At 42.5% G+C, this 16701-nt stretch carries 15 protein-coding genes; 5 read left to right on the plus strand and 10 right to left on the minus strand.

Going from position 1 to position 16701, the window contains the following annotated elements; all coding sequences use genetic code 11:
- Nucleotides 1-167 precede the first annotated feature (167 nt).
- On the minus strand, nucleotides 168-1052 hold the full coding sequence (locus ACWXWT_RS09535; protein ID WP_456041349.1) for a LysR family transcriptional regulator: 885 nt from the start codon (nucleotides 1050-1052) through the stop codon (nucleotides 168-170).
- A gap of 94 nt (nucleotides 1053-1146) precedes the next feature.
- Here ACWXWT_RS09535 and ACWXWT_RS09540 point away from each other — a divergent pair, with 94 nt between their 5' ends.
- Nucleotides 1147-1299: a hypothetical protein gene (locus ACWXWT_RS09540; protein WP_456041350.1), complete on the plus strand. Its 153-nt coding sequence runs from the start codon at nucleotides 1147-1149 to the stop codon at nucleotides 1297-1299.
- Nucleotides 1300-1797: 498 nt separating this feature from the next.
- On the opposite strand, the gene ACWXWT_RS09545 is transcribed toward ACWXWT_RS09540, so the two are convergent.
- The 9 genes from ACWXWT_RS09545 to serA all read right to left on the minus strand — a co-directional run bounded on the left by ACWXWT_RS09545 (nucleotide 1798) and on the right by serA (nucleotide 13632).
- The gene (locus tag ACWXWT_RS09545; RefSeq protein WP_456041351.1) at nucleotides 1798-2223 is read right to left on the minus strand and encodes a nitrate reductase cytochrome c-type subunit; all 426 of its coding nucleotides are present in this window, start codon (nucleotides 2221-2223) and stop codon (nucleotides 1798-1800) included.
- On the minus strand, nucleotides 2220-3134 hold the full coding sequence (gene napH, locus ACWXWT_RS09550; protein ID WP_456041352.1) for a quinol dehydrogenase ferredoxin subunit NapH: 915 nt from the start codon (nucleotides 3132-3134) through the stop codon (nucleotides 2220-2222). Before napH ends, ACWXWT_RS09545 begins: the two co-directional genes overlap by 4 nt.
- The gene (napG, locus tag ACWXWT_RS09555) at nucleotides 3131-3865 is read right to left on the minus strand and encodes a ferredoxin-type protein NapG (RefSeq protein ID WP_456041353.1); all 735 of its coding nucleotides are present in this window, start codon (nucleotides 3863-3865) and stop codon (nucleotides 3131-3133) included. The genes napH and napG overlap by 4 nt, the downstream gene beginning before the upstream one ends.
- A gap of 34 nt (nucleotides 3866-3899) precedes the next feature.
- The gene (napA, locus tag ACWXWT_RS09560) at nucleotides 3900-6383 is read right to left on the minus strand and encodes a nitrate reductase catalytic subunit NapA (RefSeq protein ID WP_456041354.1); all 2484 of its coding nucleotides are present in this window, start codon (nucleotides 6381-6383) and stop codon (nucleotides 3900-3902) included.
- Nucleotides 6384-6708: 325 nt separating this feature from the next.
- Nucleotides 6709-7848 (minus strand): lipocalin-like domain-containing protein, encoded by a 1140-nt coding sequence (locus ACWXWT_RS09565; protein ID WP_456041355.1) that lies wholly within the window; start codon nucleotides 7846-7848, stop codon nucleotides 6709-6711.
- A complete protein-coding gene (locus tag ACWXWT_RS09570) occupies nucleotides 7845-10433 on the minus strand; it encodes an ABC transporter permease (protein ID WP_456041356.1) in 2589 nt (862 codons plus the stop codon). Before ACWXWT_RS09570 ends, ACWXWT_RS09565 begins: the two co-directional genes overlap by 4 nt.
- 3 nt (nucleotides 10434-10436) lie before the next feature.
- Nucleotides 10437-11141 (minus strand): ABC transporter ATP-binding protein, encoded by a 705-nt coding sequence (locus ACWXWT_RS09575; RefSeq protein ID WP_456041357.1) that lies wholly within the window; start codon nucleotides 11139-11141, stop codon nucleotides 10437-10439.
- Nucleotides 11142-11274: 133 nt separating this feature from the next.
- Complete coding sequence (gene ygfZ, locus ACWXWT_RS09580; protein WP_456041358.1) at nucleotides 11275-12237, minus strand: tRNA-modifying protein YgfZ; 963 nt, start codon at nucleotides 12235-12237, stop codon at nucleotides 11275-11277.
- Nucleotides 12238-12402: 165 nt separating this feature from the next.
- The gene (gene serA, locus ACWXWT_RS09585; protein WP_456041359.1) at nucleotides 12403-13632 is read right to left on the minus strand and encodes a phosphoglycerate dehydrogenase; all 1230 of its coding nucleotides are present in this window, start codon (nucleotides 13630-13632) and stop codon (nucleotides 12403-12405) included.
- A 193-nt stretch (nucleotides 13633-13825) separates the two neighbouring features.
- On the opposite strand from serA, the gene ACWXWT_RS09590 reads away from it, so the two are divergent.
- The 4 genes from ACWXWT_RS09590 to ACWXWT_RS09605 all read left to right on the plus strand — a co-directional run bounded on the left by ACWXWT_RS09590 (nucleotide 13826) and on the right by ACWXWT_RS09605 (nucleotide 16589).
- The gene (locus ACWXWT_RS09590) at nucleotides 13826-14446 is read left to right on the plus strand and encodes a DUF2238 domain-containing protein (protein ID WP_456041360.1); all 621 of its coding nucleotides are present in this window, start codon (nucleotides 13826-13828) and stop codon (nucleotides 14444-14446) included.
- Between the two features lie 441 nt (nucleotides 14447-14887).
- Nucleotides 14888-15556, plus strand: a complete 669-nt coding sequence (locus tag ACWXWT_RS09595; protein WP_456041361.1) for a response regulator transcription factor — start codon at nucleotides 14888-14890, stop codon at nucleotides 15554-15556.
- 146 nt (nucleotides 15557-15702) lie between these two features.
- Nucleotides 15703-16140 (plus strand): PaaI family thioesterase, encoded by a 438-nt coding sequence (locus tag ACWXWT_RS09600; protein WP_456041362.1) that lies wholly within the window; start codon nucleotides 15703-15705, stop codon nucleotides 16138-16140.
- Between the two features lie 206 nt (nucleotides 16141-16346).
- Nucleotides 16347-16589, plus strand: a complete 243-nt coding sequence (locus ACWXWT_RS09605) for a YgjV family protein (RefSeq protein WP_456041363.1) — start codon at nucleotides 16347-16349, stop codon at nucleotides 16587-16589.
- The last annotated feature ends 112 nt before the right edge of the window (nucleotides 16590-16701 follow it).

Consider the following 16701-nt stretch of genomic DNA (forward strand, 5'->3'; position numbering starts at 1 on the left):
CAGATGCTGGAGGTAGAGTAACGCAGGAGCTTGTTACCGAGGATCACTATTCGCTTCAATCATCTGCCTTGCCTACAGCACTTTGAACTCCCGCTGAAAGATCACATATTTAATAGGATTGGTATTAATTCTATCTGCATAGCCAGCATATTTGGCATTACATAATCTTATTCATAACTGTCTCTACTAAGTGCGAGCAATGCTTTTGCTGGTGGTGTTAATGGTAGGTTTTCTCGCCATATTAATGCCAAATCCCATGTCATTGCGGGTTGCATTGGTTTAAATATCAGTTTGCTATTTGTAAGACGCTGACAAATAGGTTCGGGTAATATTGCTACGCCCATATTGGCTTCAACCATAGCGGCTAAAAAATCCCACTGGCCACTTCGAAAGGCAATGTTAAGTTGAACACCCGCTTTACGACTTAAACGATATATTAACTTGGCTAATGAGAAGTCTTCGTTATATAAAATAAATGGGTATGACTCGAAGTCTTTCCAAGTAATTTCCGCTCTGTGAGCCAATGGATGGCCTTCTGGTAAGCAGGCGAGTAAAGGGTACTTAGTTAACGGTTGGTTGGCTAACTCGGTTTTATGGGTCGTTGGTAGCGCGGTGAAAGCAATATCAAGACTATTATGAATTAGAGCTTGTTCGCAGCCAAAGCCACCGTATTCGTACATTTGAAGTTCAATTCCTGGATACTGCTGTCGGTAACGGGTCAGCAAGCCAATAATTAAGCTACTCATCATAGGACAAACCCCGAGCCGCAGCTGTCCAGACTTTAAGCCACGTAAGTTACTTATGTCTTCTTGTAGACGATGCCAGTGACCTAATATTTCTTGAGCACTTTGGGCAAATAACTGACCCGCTTGGGTCAGTTCTACTTTTTGATTATTACGGATCAGTAGCTGCTCGCCTACGCTTTCTTCTAAACGTTGAATGACTTTACTCAAGGTTGGTTGAGTCATAAAACACTTTTGTGCCGCTCTCGTAAAGTTTTGCGTTTCCACTATGGTGAGAAAACAACGTAAGGTCTTGATTGGTATGTTCATGCTTAAATGGAATCCTAACTATGGTTATTATTCATTTTACTGATGAACCGTAAACGATTACTTTGAACTCGTTAACAGAAATGGAGGAGTGGCTATGAAATCAACATCAAGTTTATGGGTTGGCGCGTTATGGCAAGCAGCGATGCCTGTGAAGCATGAAATGAAATCATCTAATGCATCACAAACCGCAGCAGCACCCAGTGCACAGACGGTAGAACAAAGATCTCAAACAATAAACCCAGCTTAAGCTGGGTTTTTTATATCACTTTTTCTATCTTAAAAGTTGCCAGTAGTTTCATTTTTCTGCTCAATAATACCAATCCTATTTAAAATGTGATCTTTCAGCGGGAGTTTAACCTGCTGCAGGTAAGGCAGATGATTGGAGCGAATAGTGATGCTCGGTAACAAGCTCTTGCGTTACTCTACCTCCAGCATCTGACCGCCATGGATGGTGGGAATGTCTTATTTTTTATGAAAAAAAATAGACCATGCCGTCGTATTTTGAAAGCATCTAACGAAGCATAAAGGACTTTGAAACCCGCCAGAATGGAGTCTCTCAGATATTCCACTTCTGTGTTACATCGATTTAAAAGGGAACAACCATTTCTACATCAATGTGCCTTGAATTGAAAAAACTGAGAGACTCTGAACTGACCAGCTATTTAATGGGATTGGTATAAAACATTGAATAACAAAAAAGGCCGCTTGCATTACAAGCGGCCAAGAGTCATTACCGGGGGGCGGACTAGTTAAAGGTATTTTCTACCAGTTGCTGTTTATTCTCTGCTTGAGGTACGTGGCACTGATCGCAAAAATAATACATCCCTTTTACACTACCTTTGTCATCCATCACGTGTGATTTGTCCACTGGCGTTGCTTTCATGCGCTTAGCTTTATCCCAACTGTGACAACTTAAGCAACCATTTTTATCTGTTGTGATTGAATACGTTGCTTTATGCGGAATAATGGGCGGTTGATGTACAAACGTACGTTCAATTGCTTTGCCACGTTTAGGATAAACTGGCATTTCGTCCGCTGGACGTACATCTGTTACTTGCGAGTCACCTGCAAGTGACGATAGTTTAACGGGGTCAGGATTTGCATGTGCTTGTTGACCCGAGTAAGCGCTAATCGCTAGCATCACGGCTGCTAAAGTGATTAATTTTTTCATAACTTGCTCTCCACCTTAAGAGGAATTCTGTTCGAATATTTTGAATTAAATCGGTTTTCATATTGGAATACGCGCGGTGCACAAACATCAATACAACGGCCACAAAGAGTACAGTCACTATCGAGTATGAATGGTTGATTGCTGCCTTTTTTTAGTACAGGTTTTAATACCTGACGTTCAGGGCAAACAGTAAAACAATCCATGCAGTTATTGCATGCTTCAGCCCGGGTCGCAGATATTTTTACTGGGCTAATTTTGCCTATCAGTGAAAATAGTGCTCCAGTTGGGCACAGGTGGCTACACCAAGCTCGTTCAACCACAAAGGTGTCGAGCAAAAAGATAACCGCTAAGACCCACAATCCACTGCTTGCGCCGAACAATATGGCGCGATAAATAATGGGTACTGGGTTTAACCATTCCCACACTGTAATACCAGTGAGTATCGGTAATATCAATACTAATGCCAGCATGTAATAACGCAGATTTTTTGGTATTTCACTGGTGCGAGGCAATGAAAATGTCCGTCTAATCCAACTGGCTATATCAGTGATGATATTGACAGGGCATACCCAACTGCAAAACACTCTTCCACCTAGTAGGATGTAAATTCCGACTATGATCACGGCGCCGAGTAACAAACTTATTTCGGGCCAATGACCACTCATCAGTACTTGCAACGTGACTAATGGGTCACTCAATGGAATCGTGTCTAGTAGTAAGCTGGTTGAGAGGTTTCCTTTAAAGAGCCATAAACCTAAGAATGGTCCAATGGCAAATAAGCTCAGCACACTGAGTTGCGATATCCTGCGAAGAATGAGAAAGCGATGTGCTCCCCACCAACCTAATTCGTTGATCGCTGCATTGGCAAAACGAGTTACTGATTTTGGGCTATTGCTATGCTTAATACTCATATGGATAGCCCCTTATTTAACATCTCAAGTGTGGTTTCTTCGGTGTGTTGGTAAGTATCATGAGCAGCAGCCTTGCCCATAGCAATATGCTTTGGCAATACTTTGATCACTGCTTGCTCTGTCACGCAGGCATGTTCACATTTACCGCATCCCGTACATAAATCTGGGTTGATTGTCGGTAAAAACATCGCATGATGATCGCTTTTTACATTGCGCTGCAGTTCTAGCGTGATGGCTTTATCAATTAACGGGCAAACCCGATAACATACATCACATCGTAAACCTCTATAGTTAAGGCAATTTTTCTCATCAATCAACACCGCAATTCCCATTTTTGAGTCGTCGATGTCATCTAGTTTGTGGTCAAGCGAGCCACTCGGGCAAGCTTTTACACAGGGGATGTCATCGCACATTTCGCAAGGAATGTTACGTGCAGTGAAATAAGGTGTACCCGTTGGGGCTCCGTCAAACCAGCGCGCTAGTTTTAAGGTATCGTAGGGGCAAGCCTCTACGCATAAGCCGCAGCGAACGCACGCCGAGAGAAAGTCGTCTTCTGCTAGGGCGCCAGGTGGACGAATAGCAAATGGGTCCAGCTGACGAGATTGAGTGGCAACTGTTGTTAGCCCCAAACCCGCCATCCCCATTACACAACTGGCTTTCGCCGTTGTGGCAAGAAACTGTCTACGGTTGAAACCGTTTACACTTGCTAATTTGCTATTGATTTTGCTCATGATATTACGTTCCGTTTATGCACTAGAGTATTAATTAAGCCTTCATCACTTTTACGGGACACTTCTTGAAATCTGTCTCTTTTGACAGTGGATCAGTTGCATCAAGTATTAGTTTGTTGACTAATTGGCGCGCATCAAAAAATGGCATAAAGACTACGCCTCTAGGTGGCTTGTTACGGCCTTTGGTTTCAACACGAGTTTTGACTTCACCACGTGGAGAGGCAACGACAACTTCGTCACCACGTTGTAATCCACGTGATTTAGCATCTTCAGGGTGCATGAATATTTGTGCATCTGAATAAGCGCGTTGTAGCTCTGGTACGCGGGCTGTCATTGAACCTGTGTGCCAGTGTTCTAGTACACGACCTGTAGACATCCATAGGTCATATTCTTTGTTAGGCTCTTCTGCTGCAGGCTCATAAGGCAGTGCAAAAATAACCGCTTTTCCGTCTGGTTTACCGTAGAAATTAAATCCTTCACCCGCTTTTACGTACGGATCACTTCCTTCGACAAAACGACGCAGGGTTTCTTTACCATTAATAACAGGCCAGCGTTTACCGCGGTTTTCATGGTAATTATCGAAGGCATCTAAATCGTGAGCGTGTCCACGACCAAATTGTGCGTATTCTTCGAAAAGACCTTTTTGCAGATAAAAACCAAAGTGTTCACTTTCGTCGTTGTAAGCGCCTTTGCACTGATCTTTAGGGTATTTGTTGACTTCACCGTTGGCGAACAAGATATCATAAAGTGTTTTCTCCGCATTTTCTGGCTGTTTAGCAATCAGTTCTGCAGGCCATACTTCTGATACTTTAAAGCGTTTTGAAAACTCAACCAGCTGCCATAAATCAGATTTAGCACCTTCTGGTGGTTTAACTTGTTGATGCCAAAAATGAGTACGACGCTCAGCATTACCATAAGCACCTTCTTTTTCTACCCACATTGCAGTTGGTAAAATTAAATCGGCCGCCATAGCCGTGACCGTTGGGTAAGGGTCTGATACCACGATAAAGTTTTCTGGGTTGCGGAAACCTGGATAAACTTCATCATTGATATTTGGGCCAGCTTGCATGTTATTGGTACACATGGTCCAGTAACAGTTTAGCTTGCCATCTTTTAACATACGGCTTTGAAGTACCGCGTGATAACCCGGTTTTGGCGGAATAGTACCAGCGGGTAATTGCCAAAGTTTTTCGGTAATTTCGCGATGCTTAGGATTTTTAACCACCATATCTGCTGGTAAACGGTGTGCAAACGTACCGACTTCACGGGCTGTACCACAAGCCGAAGGTTGTCCGGTAAGTGAGAATGGGCTATTACCTGGGGTGGCAATTTTACCGGTCAATAAGTGAATGTTGTAAAGCATGTTATTTGCCCAAACACCACGAACGTGCTGGTTAATCCCCATGGTCCACAGACTCATTACTTTTTGTTTAGGATCGGCATACACTTTCGCGAGCGTGTTGAGGTTTTCAACTGGCACACCACTCATTTTCGATGCATATTCAGCAGTATAAGTACTCACAAATTTAGCATATTCGTCAAAACTAATTGGCTTAGAGCCACCGTTTCCTGAGTTTTTGGCTTTCTTCTCGAGTGGGTGGTCTGGGCGTAAACCATAACCAATGTCGGTTACACCAAGGGCAAATTTAGTATGTTTGCTAACAAAGTCTTTGTTTACGGCGTTGTTTTCAATGATGTAATTTGCAATGAAGTTTAAGATCACAAGGTCAGTTTGTGGCTTAAAAATCATTGGGTTGTCTGCTAAATCAAAGCTGCGGTTTTCATAGGTAGATAATACGTGCACTTTAGCGTCTTTATGGCTTAAGCGACGATCGGTTAAGCGAGCCCATAAGATTGGGTGCATTTCTGCCATGTTCGCGCCCCAAAGCACGAAATTATCACCAGCTTCTATGTCGTCATAACAACCCATGGGTTCATCAATCCCGAAGGTACGCATAAATCCGCCTACAGCAGATGCCATACAATGACGTGCGTTAGGGTCGATGTTGTTAGTGAGGAAACCTGCTTTGTGAAGTTTAGACGCTGCATAACCTTCCCAAACGGTCCATTGACCTGAGCCAAACATCCCTACTGAAGTCGGGCCTTTTTTGGCAATGCTGGCTTTCCACTTTTCGGCCATAGTGTCGAATGCTACGTCCCAGCTTACTGGGGTAAAGTCGCCTTCTTTATCGTATTTACCATCTTTCATTCTGAGTAATGGCGAGGTTAATCTGTCTTTGCCATACATGATTTTAGATAGGAAATAACCTTTAATACAGTTCAAGCCTCTGTTGACAGGGCTTTCAGGATCGCCTTTTGTGGCAATGACTTTGCCATTTTTGGTACCCACTAATACACTACATCCGACACCACAAAAGCGACATGGGGCTTTATCCCACGTGATGTCATTTTTACCTTCTGCGGCGTGAACCATATTAATTGGAATAGCGATACCCACAGCCGACGCTGCTGCGGCAGCGGCGTTGGCTTTTAAAAACTCGCGACGGCTTATGCTCATGGTGTTCCTCACTCTTAGAATGTTTACTTGTTGCGTGAAAGTCATTGGAGGTGACGTGATGGAATTAAGTCTAGACCTTACTTTTATTATGGGTATACCTCTGAATGGGTATAGTGATTAATAGTTGTGCAAGGTCACAGTTTTGCGCGTGATGTAAATCTCATTTTAACAATTAGGCAACTCCTGTTTTAGCAATAGCTTGTAAAGCTTGTTGTGCCTGATATGTAGATTTTTATCGCGATTGAAAAAGAATTATTGAAATGGATATAAGATGGTTAGACTAGGGCGTGATTTGTCGTGATGAAGCGAGTGCTCTTTAGAGGTATTACTGATACCCCGTAAGCTCCATATAACCTTGGCCTTGGTGGCTGCCTTTAATGGTTATTGGGCCTTCCCAGTATGCAGTTGATACCAGCATGTCACTGTTTGGATTCAGTGCTTGGCTGGTAACATCAATCCCTTCGCTGTTAATACGTAAACGCCAAGCGATAGGGTGGTTACCTAATGCAGTTTGTTGCCATTGGGTTGGTTCCATTGATATATCATTAGGGTTATCTTTACTGTTGATATTGCGGCCACTGCCATCGGTAAACATTCTTCTGCCACTGTAAAAGTGGTCATCGTCAGTTGCTCCGCGCAATCTAAACATCATAAGTGTTGAGTTATCGTCTAAACGCAGTGAAAACCAGTCCCAGCCTTGTTGTGCTTTGGTTAAAAATTGTGAGCTCCACTCGCGGTCGAGCCAAGCTTTGCCAGTGACGTGTTCGGTCACACCGTGACGGGTTATCTCCCCCGAAACATCAATAAAAGGTTGGCTGTAGTAATAAGATGCCACGCTTTTGTCAGCACTTTTACTGCTATAGCCCTGCTTGCCTTGTAATTGCAGTGGTTGTTGGCTATTAAGCTGAAGTTGATAACTAAATTGATCACTCACTACTTTCAATGTAGCAGGAAAAAGCTTGTCTGATTGGCTTAACCATTGCCAGTTTTGTAAATGTACTTGGAATGGCTGGGGGTCTACGCCGGCAAGTTGTGGCTTCGCGCGTGACCATTTTTCAGCAAGTAAGTGTTCACTTTTAGTGGTCACAGCCGCATGGGCCATATAAAGCTGATTAGTTGCCCAGCTATTTTTGGCGGGAGCTTGAGCGTTTGTTGGCGGTGAAAGCGCAATCCTAAATTGAGTCCACTGCACACCAACATCTTCACCCGTTGATGTCGTTAAATTAGCGGTTAAATACCACCACTCAATTTTAAAATCATCGTGGGCTAAATGATCTTGTGGAAATTGAAGGGTTTTACCTTCCATAACCTTGCTATAACCATCGGAAGAGCCTGTTGACATATTGCTAATGGTTGACTGTGTTTGACTAAGCTCTTGTGGCGGTGTGCACGCTGATATCAAGACCGTAAGGGCAAAAACCACCACGCTGAAACTGAACACTTTTTTGAACGAAAAAGAGATCATAGTGCTTCCTGTTGTAAGCTGGATATTAATGGTTTTCGAGTTTGCCAATATAAGGGCAAACACACTGCGAATAAGCAGCTCACTACCGTAATTATCACCACTTGAAAATATGCGCCCCAATCCCACACCATAGCGATACTCCACCCAAACGCCTGTAATGTGACTTTATGAATTAATAAATAGCCAAGTAATGCGCCAGTGGGTAAAGCCACCAAGCAGGTTAACAGCACGATAAATAACATTTGAACTAATACCATTAAACGTAATTGATTACGGCTGACGCCTAAGGCGTATAAGCGTGCCAAGGGGGCTTGCCGTGCTTGTGTCAACATCATACAGGCACTGAACAAGCCAATGGCCGCAACCAATAACGTTAAACTATTAAGCACGACAGTGATTGAAAATGTCTTATTAAATATGTTAATCGCTTCCGTTTTAATCCGCTGCTGGCTGTACATATAAGCGGAAGACAAATTGATTTGCTGACTAATGTTGTTTTGTAGTGACGTGATATCCCCTTGGTAGGATACCGCTAAGCTAATAGGTTTGGCGGGTAACTTAAATTGCTGCCATAGCGATTGAGTAATAATGGCTTCACCTTGAGGGTTACCGTAATCGTAATAAATAGCGCCAATGGTTAGATGGTGTTGATCAAGTTGTGATAACTGAACCTTGTCGCCTATATCGAGTTGGTATTTTATCGATAATGGTTCACTGATCATCACACTTTCACCAGAGGTGAATGTTGGCCAAAAATCATCGGCCGTTATTTTAAAGACGGTTGTTTCAGTTAGCGACAAATGGTCACGACTAACAAGGTGAATGGGCACTTGCGTTTGCGGTGTTGTAATTCGATTGAGGTGGCTATCAATAGTCCATTGATCATAAATGGCTTCAACCTTGGGATCTTGCTTTAATAAAATAGTTAGCGCATCGATTTGATTAGGGTTGGGTCTAATGTATAAATCGGCATGCAAACGAGCATCGAGCCATTTTTTTAAGGTAATTTCAAAGCTACCGACTAAGGTATTCATGGCAATATTGGCACACAACGCTAACAACATGGCCATCATAGCAAGGGCGAGCGGGGCAATGATTTCTTTGGTTTCGGCTATCACATATTGCCAAAGTCCTTTAGGCATCAATGGGCTGAGTAGGTTTACCGCCCAATGTAGACATTGTGGTAATAGCAATGGAATAGCGACTGAAAGAATACCCAATAACACTAAGCTATGGCGATATTCCTCGGTAAAGGCAAATGCGACAGTACAGATCAATAATAGCAGCGCTGCGATAACAAATTGTCGCCAATGGATAATATTGAATCGTTGGTTTTGCGGCTGTTTTTGAGCCCCTTGGGCTAATGGGGTGTTTATAAGGCTGAACAACATCGGAATGCAAGCTGCAAACGCTGCTGACAAGGTCAATACAAGCGCCTGAACAAACCATTGCCATTGCCAGATACCAGGTAATAGCTTAGCCCCATAAAGCTGTTCAAGTGTTATCGCGACCATAGGTTGTAACCACTGCGACAACTGCAAGCCAACAATAAAGCCCAATGCACAACCCACAAACACTAAGATGAGTATTTCAAGGCTTAACGCAAGCATCACCGTACGCCTATCGAGTCCTTGCTGCATGATTTGCACCAGCAGTTTTTGACGCTTCATTAAGCTGTAGCGCACTCCGTTGTAAGCAATAAATAATCCAACCACAAAGGCTAACATGCTCATGGCATCAAGATTAAGGTGAAAGCTGGCTGTTAGGGCGGTTAGCGATTCACCTTCACGGGTTTGAGTAGTGAAATTCAGTTTGCTGGTATCAATGCCGGCTTGAGTTAGGGTATCGGTTAACCGAGCGATAAGCTGCTCATCTGATTCAGCCGTATCTGCGGAGCTAGAGCCAAAAACAGCAATGTAACTTAGCTTCCCTTGCATATTAAGCAAGGGTTGGGCTAGTGATATGTCAGCCAACAAAGCCGAGCCAAGTCCCCAATTATCATCGATGACAATGATTTCAAGGGGCATGCCATTTAAGGTTATGCTATTCGATTGATTAGTGACGTTACTAATGCGATCGCGTTGGCTTGTCGACATCAATACCTTAGGCTTACCGCCGATTAACTCGGCAAGAGGAATATTAGTCGACGTTATTTGGGTAGAGGAATGCGATGAGTTTGAGCCATTATCTTGCTGCTTACGACTGCTGATTGCCGCAATAATATCGCTACTATTAACGCGCCATGGTCTGCCTTGTTCGTCGGTTGCGATCCCTTCAATACTGGCAATAGTATTGAAGCCTGCGTTAGCTAATACAAAGTAAACCGACTCATCAATACTGCTTTGTGTACTGTGGCTAATGGATAAGCGTGCTTGTTGGCTGAGTAACTCTGATACATTGCCATAGCTTTGTTTGGCATTTTCATTGGTTGCATAAACACCAATCAATAATGTTACCGCCAGCATAATGCCCAATAAAATGGCACTGGCTTGTAGCGGTGCATGCCGGTAATGACTGGCGAATAAACGCAAGCATAAACTTAAGCGCTTTATTGATGGTAAGTACGATGATGAATCGGTCATCATGCTCTAACCCTGCAGCTTTTTGTCGATAGGGTTAACGACTATCTGTTGATTTTCAACATGCCAACGGTGTTGCATAAACGCTGCACATTGCTCACTGTGGGTGACCATTAAAATACAGCAATCAGCTTGCTGGGCTAAGTCAGTGAGTAATTGCATCACCTGCATGCCTGCGTGTTGGTCGAGATTACCTGTGGGTTCATCTGCCAAAATTAACTGCGGTTTATGGGCTAATGCTCTGGCAATCGCCACTCTTTGTTGTTGCCCACCAGAGAGATTTTCAACGTTACGATCGAGTAATGCGGTTAATCCGAGCTGGTGGCATAATTCATCACACCAAGTGCCCCAAGTTAATTGATTTAGCGCCAGTGAAAACTGAATGTTGTCACGGACATTTAATGGAGTCAGTAAGTTAAATTGTTGAAATATCACCCCAAGTGACTGACGTCGATATTGGCTCCACTGTTTATCTTGCCATTGCGATACTGAGCACATGCTATCACCTTGGCGGATCAACATGTTGCCACTGTCGATGGTTTCGAAGCCACCAATGATATTAAGTAAAGTACTTTTCCCGCTGCCACTTGGGCCTGTGAGTGCAATCGTTTGACCTTGTTGCAGGGTAAGGTTTACTTGTTGTAGTACTGGATGAAATGACTCACCATCACGAAACCCTTTACTGATGTTCTCTAAGGTGACGATGCTTGTCATAGTCGCTCCATTTTGAATAAACTGACTTAACTGAGTAATGTTATCAATAATATACGCGATATAAGTGGTTTTTGTTCAAAAATAAAAAAAGCGAACCAATGGCTCGCTTAATTGAAGTAAAACAATGAATTAATTACGCATCAATGAGCGAATAAGGTAATTCAATAATTGATAACTGTGAACTTTCATCTTCGGCAACACGCAGTTGAGCGCTATTTTCAGTATCATTAGGCAGTACAGCCGTCAGTAATACCTTATCGCCATATTGGACGCACTCAATAATATTACCACCACGGCGGAAACCGTCTTCAAGGGCAATTTCTAATTGTGTGTCAGTGCTGATATTTTTGCTGCTGGTGCCAGACAAAATATATAACGCACGCTTATTGCCACCGCGGTATTTCATCCGAGCAATCGTTTCTTGGCCCATGTAACAGCCCTTGGTAAAGCTAATGCCATTAATGGCTTGCAGATTACACATTTGTGGTACGTACTGACCAGAATGAGCTGCATCGATGTTTGGATAACCGGCTTTAATTTCTAATGCTTGCCATGCACTGGCATTAAACAACGTTTGTCCAGACTGGCTGATGATGGTTTCTGCTGCCGCATTGTGAATAATGGCAATAAAGCGCTCGTTATCACGAATAATCACACCTTGTTCTACAAGATTGAGTGCTTGTGATACATCACCAAAATGCTCGGTAACAAAAGCTTGGGCTTCTGTTCCTGCAATGCCGATTATTTGATAGTCATTGCTGACATCCGCTAGCTCAGCTTTACTAAATACGGCGTATTTTTGTAACTGAGGTAAATCTAGACTTAAGGTGCTTTTCGGCAGCAACATAAATAGGCTATCGCCCATTGCAAATGTACGGAAACTGGCAAGCATTTTACCTTTAGGATCGCAATGAGCGCCCCATTTCCACTCGTTTTCACCAAGACCAGTGATGTCGGTGGTAACTTGGCCATGAATAAAGCTACGCCCCTGTTCACCGGTGATTTCGATTAACCCCATATGAGTCAAACTAGATAACATTAATGCAGGAGATGTGGCGATGAAATCCCAATCTGGTTGGTTTTCTGAAATGGTCATAACTATCCCTAACGTGAGAATAAGACGGTATGGGTTGAAGTGTAACGGAATAATAGAATGCTCAACAGGGGGGAAAGGTTTTAAAGCCAACAAAAAAGCTACCTTGCGGACTAGGTAGCTTTTTTAGAAAGACAATTAACCCGAGTTAATCACCTATAACGTAGCTTAAAACAATACCCGCGCACGGATGGTGCCTTCAATGGATTTTAATTCAACCAAGGCTTCTTCAGCTTGATCCGAATCGACTTCCATTACCACGTACCCAATTTCAGCTGTGGTTTGAAGGTATTGAGCGGCAATGTTTATGTGCTTCTCAGAAAATGCTTGGTTGATTTTGATCAACACGCCAGGGCGGTTATGGTGAATGTGTAATAAACGTGAGGTACCACTATGCTGCGCTAATGATACTTCTGGGAAGTTAACAGCAGACAGCGTAGAACCGTTGTCTGAGTATTTAACCAGTTTACCAGCCACTTCCACACCGATATTTTCTTGTGCTTCAGCTGTACTGCCGCCAATGTGTGGCGTGAGTAATACATTGTCTAAGCCACGCAGCGGAGTGATAAACTCATCATCATTTGACTTAGGTTCAACAGGAAACACATCAATTGCTGCACCAGCAAGATATTCAGACTTTAGCGCTTGAGCTAAATCTTCAATATCAACTACGGTGCCGCGAGATGCATTAATAAAGAAGCTACCTTGACGCATTTTGGCAAATTCAGATTTGGCGAACATGTCTTTGGTTTGCGGTGTTTCTGGTACATGTAAACTCACGACATCGGCTTGAGCGAGTAAGTCGTCCATTGAATGCACTTGTGATGCATTACCTAATGGTAGTTTATCTTCAATATCAAAGAAAATAACTCTCATGCCTAAGGTTTCAGCCAAAATGCCAAGCTGAGTACCAATGTGGCCGTAACCAATCACACCTAATGTTTTACCTCTCACCTCAACACTGCCATTAGCGCTCTTTAACCAACCACCACGATGCGAGATAGCATTACGTTGTGGAATGCCACGCATTAACATGATGATTTCACCTATCACTAGCTCAGCAACACTACGGGTGTTGGAGAACGGTGCGTTGAAAACCGGAATACCCAATTTTTCAGCGGTAGCTAAATCGACTTGGTTGGTGCCAATGCAAAAACAGCCAACAGCGACGAGTTTTTCTGCATGGTGTAATACTTCTGCGGTAAGCTGAGTGCGGGAGCGTAATCCAACAAAGTGGGCATCTTTGATTGATGCAAGCAAAGCTTCTTCACCTAACGAGGCTTTGTGATATTCAATATTGGTGTAACCTGCACGTTCTAGTACATCAACCGCAGTTTGGTGGACGCCCTCCAACAGCAGGATTTTAATCTTATCCTTGTCAAGCGAGTGTTTCGCCATGATATGGGTACCCTCTTATCATTAAATGGTGCTTAAGCTAATGGTTATACTAATGCTTATACTAATAGTTATGGTATAAATGCGGACTTCTGGCGCATTATCAAAGTAGCACTTTTTTAAGCGCTTGTGGAGGGCTAGATGGCTAAAGTTTATATTCTAATTTGAGAACAATATCTCATTGGAGAGAATTAAGATGAATAGTAAGGTTTTATGGATAGGGATTTATCTATTAGTGCTATTGTGGTCGGTTAGTGCGCCTAAAGATATGTTTACTTGGTGGTTAGAAGCCATCCCGGCATTAATCGCATTACCCATTTTATTTTTCAGCCGAAAAAGCTTTCCGCTGACGACATTAGCTTATGCACTTATTTTAGTGCATTGCTGTGTACTATTTGTGGGTGCGCGTTTTACTTATGCAGAAGTACCGTTATTTGATTGGCTTGCACAAGTGATGGGGAGCGAGCGAAATAATTACGATAAAGTTGGACATTTTGCTCAAGGTTTTATTCCTGTCATTTTAGCCCGTGAAATTTTTATTCGTAAGCAGGTGATGCAGATCGGGGTTTGGTGTCAGTTTTTAGCGGTTTGTTTTGTGCTAGCCTTTTCTGCTTTCTATGAATTAATTGAATGGTGGGTGGCTATTGCTACTGGCGAAAATGCTGAAGCATTTTTAGGGACTCAGGGCTATGTTTGGGATACCCAATCTGACATGTTTTTAGCTTTAGTTGGTGGCATTTGTGGCGTACTATTACTGTCGCCGCTCCACAACAGACAAATAGCGGCCAAAATGGTGGTTAAAGATAATTCTGTTTGATCGGTTGGTCTAGTTCTTCTTGTCACAAATAAGTCAATTGGGTTGCAAAGGTACCGCACTAGTTGATGCTTATCTGTTTTGAGTTAACGCTTAAATTTATGTCATGTAAGTCAAACTGACTATTCATACTTTTGACTTACATAATAGCTGTAGTAACTAGCAAATTTTTACTATGCTTGCTGTATAGAAAAATTTGTCATTATCAAGCATCGTGATAGCGTGACAGATTAACCGCGATTCCCTATGGTTTCGATTAATCTTTATATGATTTAAGTGGTTAAATAATAAGTGAAATGCTCTAATACAACGACATAAAAAGTAAATTATCTGCTCATCCTAAACTGATGGCTAGTTAACGTATTTTATTTACGTGTAGTATATAGCTTCAGGATGTGTTCAAAGCGAGTTGAGCAATTTAAGTACTTTTCAGGGAGAAGAGTGATGAATTCTAATATCGATGAATTGGTGTTTTTACATCAAATCGCTGCACCTTGCCATTTAGCTATTCTTGCTGAATCTATCGGGTTAAAAACTCGAATCGTAAAACATGCTACAGAGTTAGAACTAGAACAAAAATCCAATAATTTTTACTTCATTTCACAAAAAGGTGCAGCTCTAGACAATAAGGGTATTCCCCTATTGGTATCGCGTTTAGTGGCTCATGTCCCCGTTGCACTATACCAAGTTGAACGTGGCTCGCTCGATCAAGAGTCGGCATTGCTTTCTGGTGTTCGTGGCTTATTGTACAGCGACCAACGTATGGATTTAATGCTAACGGGTTTGCGTAAAATGGTGTCAGATGAGTTGTGGTACGACCGCCCATTGATCAGTAAAATTTTTAGACGCTTAGTCCAACAGTTAGATACAGGTGCTGAAATTCCTGCCGTTACGGTTGCCATGCTCCAAAGACTCACAAGCCGAGAAAGAACCATTATTCAACTCGTTTCTAGTGGAGCGCGCAATAAAGAAATCGCCCAGCGTTTGTGTATTAGTGAACATACTGTGAAAGCACATATTTCTTCTATTTTTCGTAAAACCGAATCACGCAACCGAGTTGAGTTATTGCGTTGGGCCCAAACCTATCAAAGCCAAAGCGAATTAGTGACTTAATGTGTTGCTAGGGAGGGAGGATTGGATGCAACAATAAGAGCTGCGGATCCTTTCCATAAGTGAGCATTCTTACTCGCGTTTACCTTTTAAAAGTTTAAGCTAATCAGTACACTGAACTTCTAACAATGTAATGATGGACGTTAAAGATGAGTATTTGGTTTAAGACTGTTACTTTAGAAGATTGTGCTCGTTTAGATGCTGGGATGCAGGGTAAAGGCACCTTAATGCAAACCTTAGGCATTAAAATTACTGAAATTGGCGATGACTATATGGTAGCAACTATGCCTGCCAATCCTTCGATACATAATCCACTGGGTATTGTGCATGGTGGCGCGAATGTCGCACTCGCGGAAACCGTAGCCAGTTATGCCGCCAACTTTGTGGTCGACTTTAATCGTTACTATTGTGTAGGCCAAGAAATCAACGCTAATCATTTAAAAGCATCGCGAAATGGTGAGTTAACGGCAACGGCTAAACCCGTACACTTGGGAAAACGCAGTTCGGTTTGGGAAATCTTGATCCGCAATAGCGCTGGGGAGTTATGCTGTATTTCACGCATGACCGCAGCAGTGGTTGAGCGATAAGTTATTATCATTAATGGTAAGTGGAACCTGCAATCGATCAAGGTTTTTAGTATGTTGAGTCATGTATTATAAATTTACAATGGTTAGCTTATGTAGCCGCCGGTTATCTATTTGGCTATAGTTGGCAGTTTTTCTGCTAATTACAGCGTTAACCTACGTTGTCAGTGGCTTAAATTGTGTATTTGCATTTACTACAAGGAACATCCATGGACAGTATAAATATCTGGGAATGGGTTGGTTATTTAGCTTCAGTCGTTGTAGCTATTTCATTGATGATGTCTAACATTAAGAAATTACGCTGGTGGAACCTACTTGGTGCTGGGTTGTTTGTGGCTTATGGTTTGGCTATTGATGCTATTCCAGTGGCACTGGTTAACTTTTTTATTGTGTTAATTGATGCTTATTATTTGGTTAAGTTATATCGCGATCCGCCCCCACCATCAGAGTAATTAATCTGTTTACTGACAAAGCCAAAATGAAAATTTTGGCTTTTTTATTGCCTGCGGTTACTCGTCATCTATTTTTTCAATTACTGACAATTATCTAAATCGCTTTTAAAGG

The sequence above is a fragment of the Shewanella sp. A22 genome (assembly GCF_053850585.1).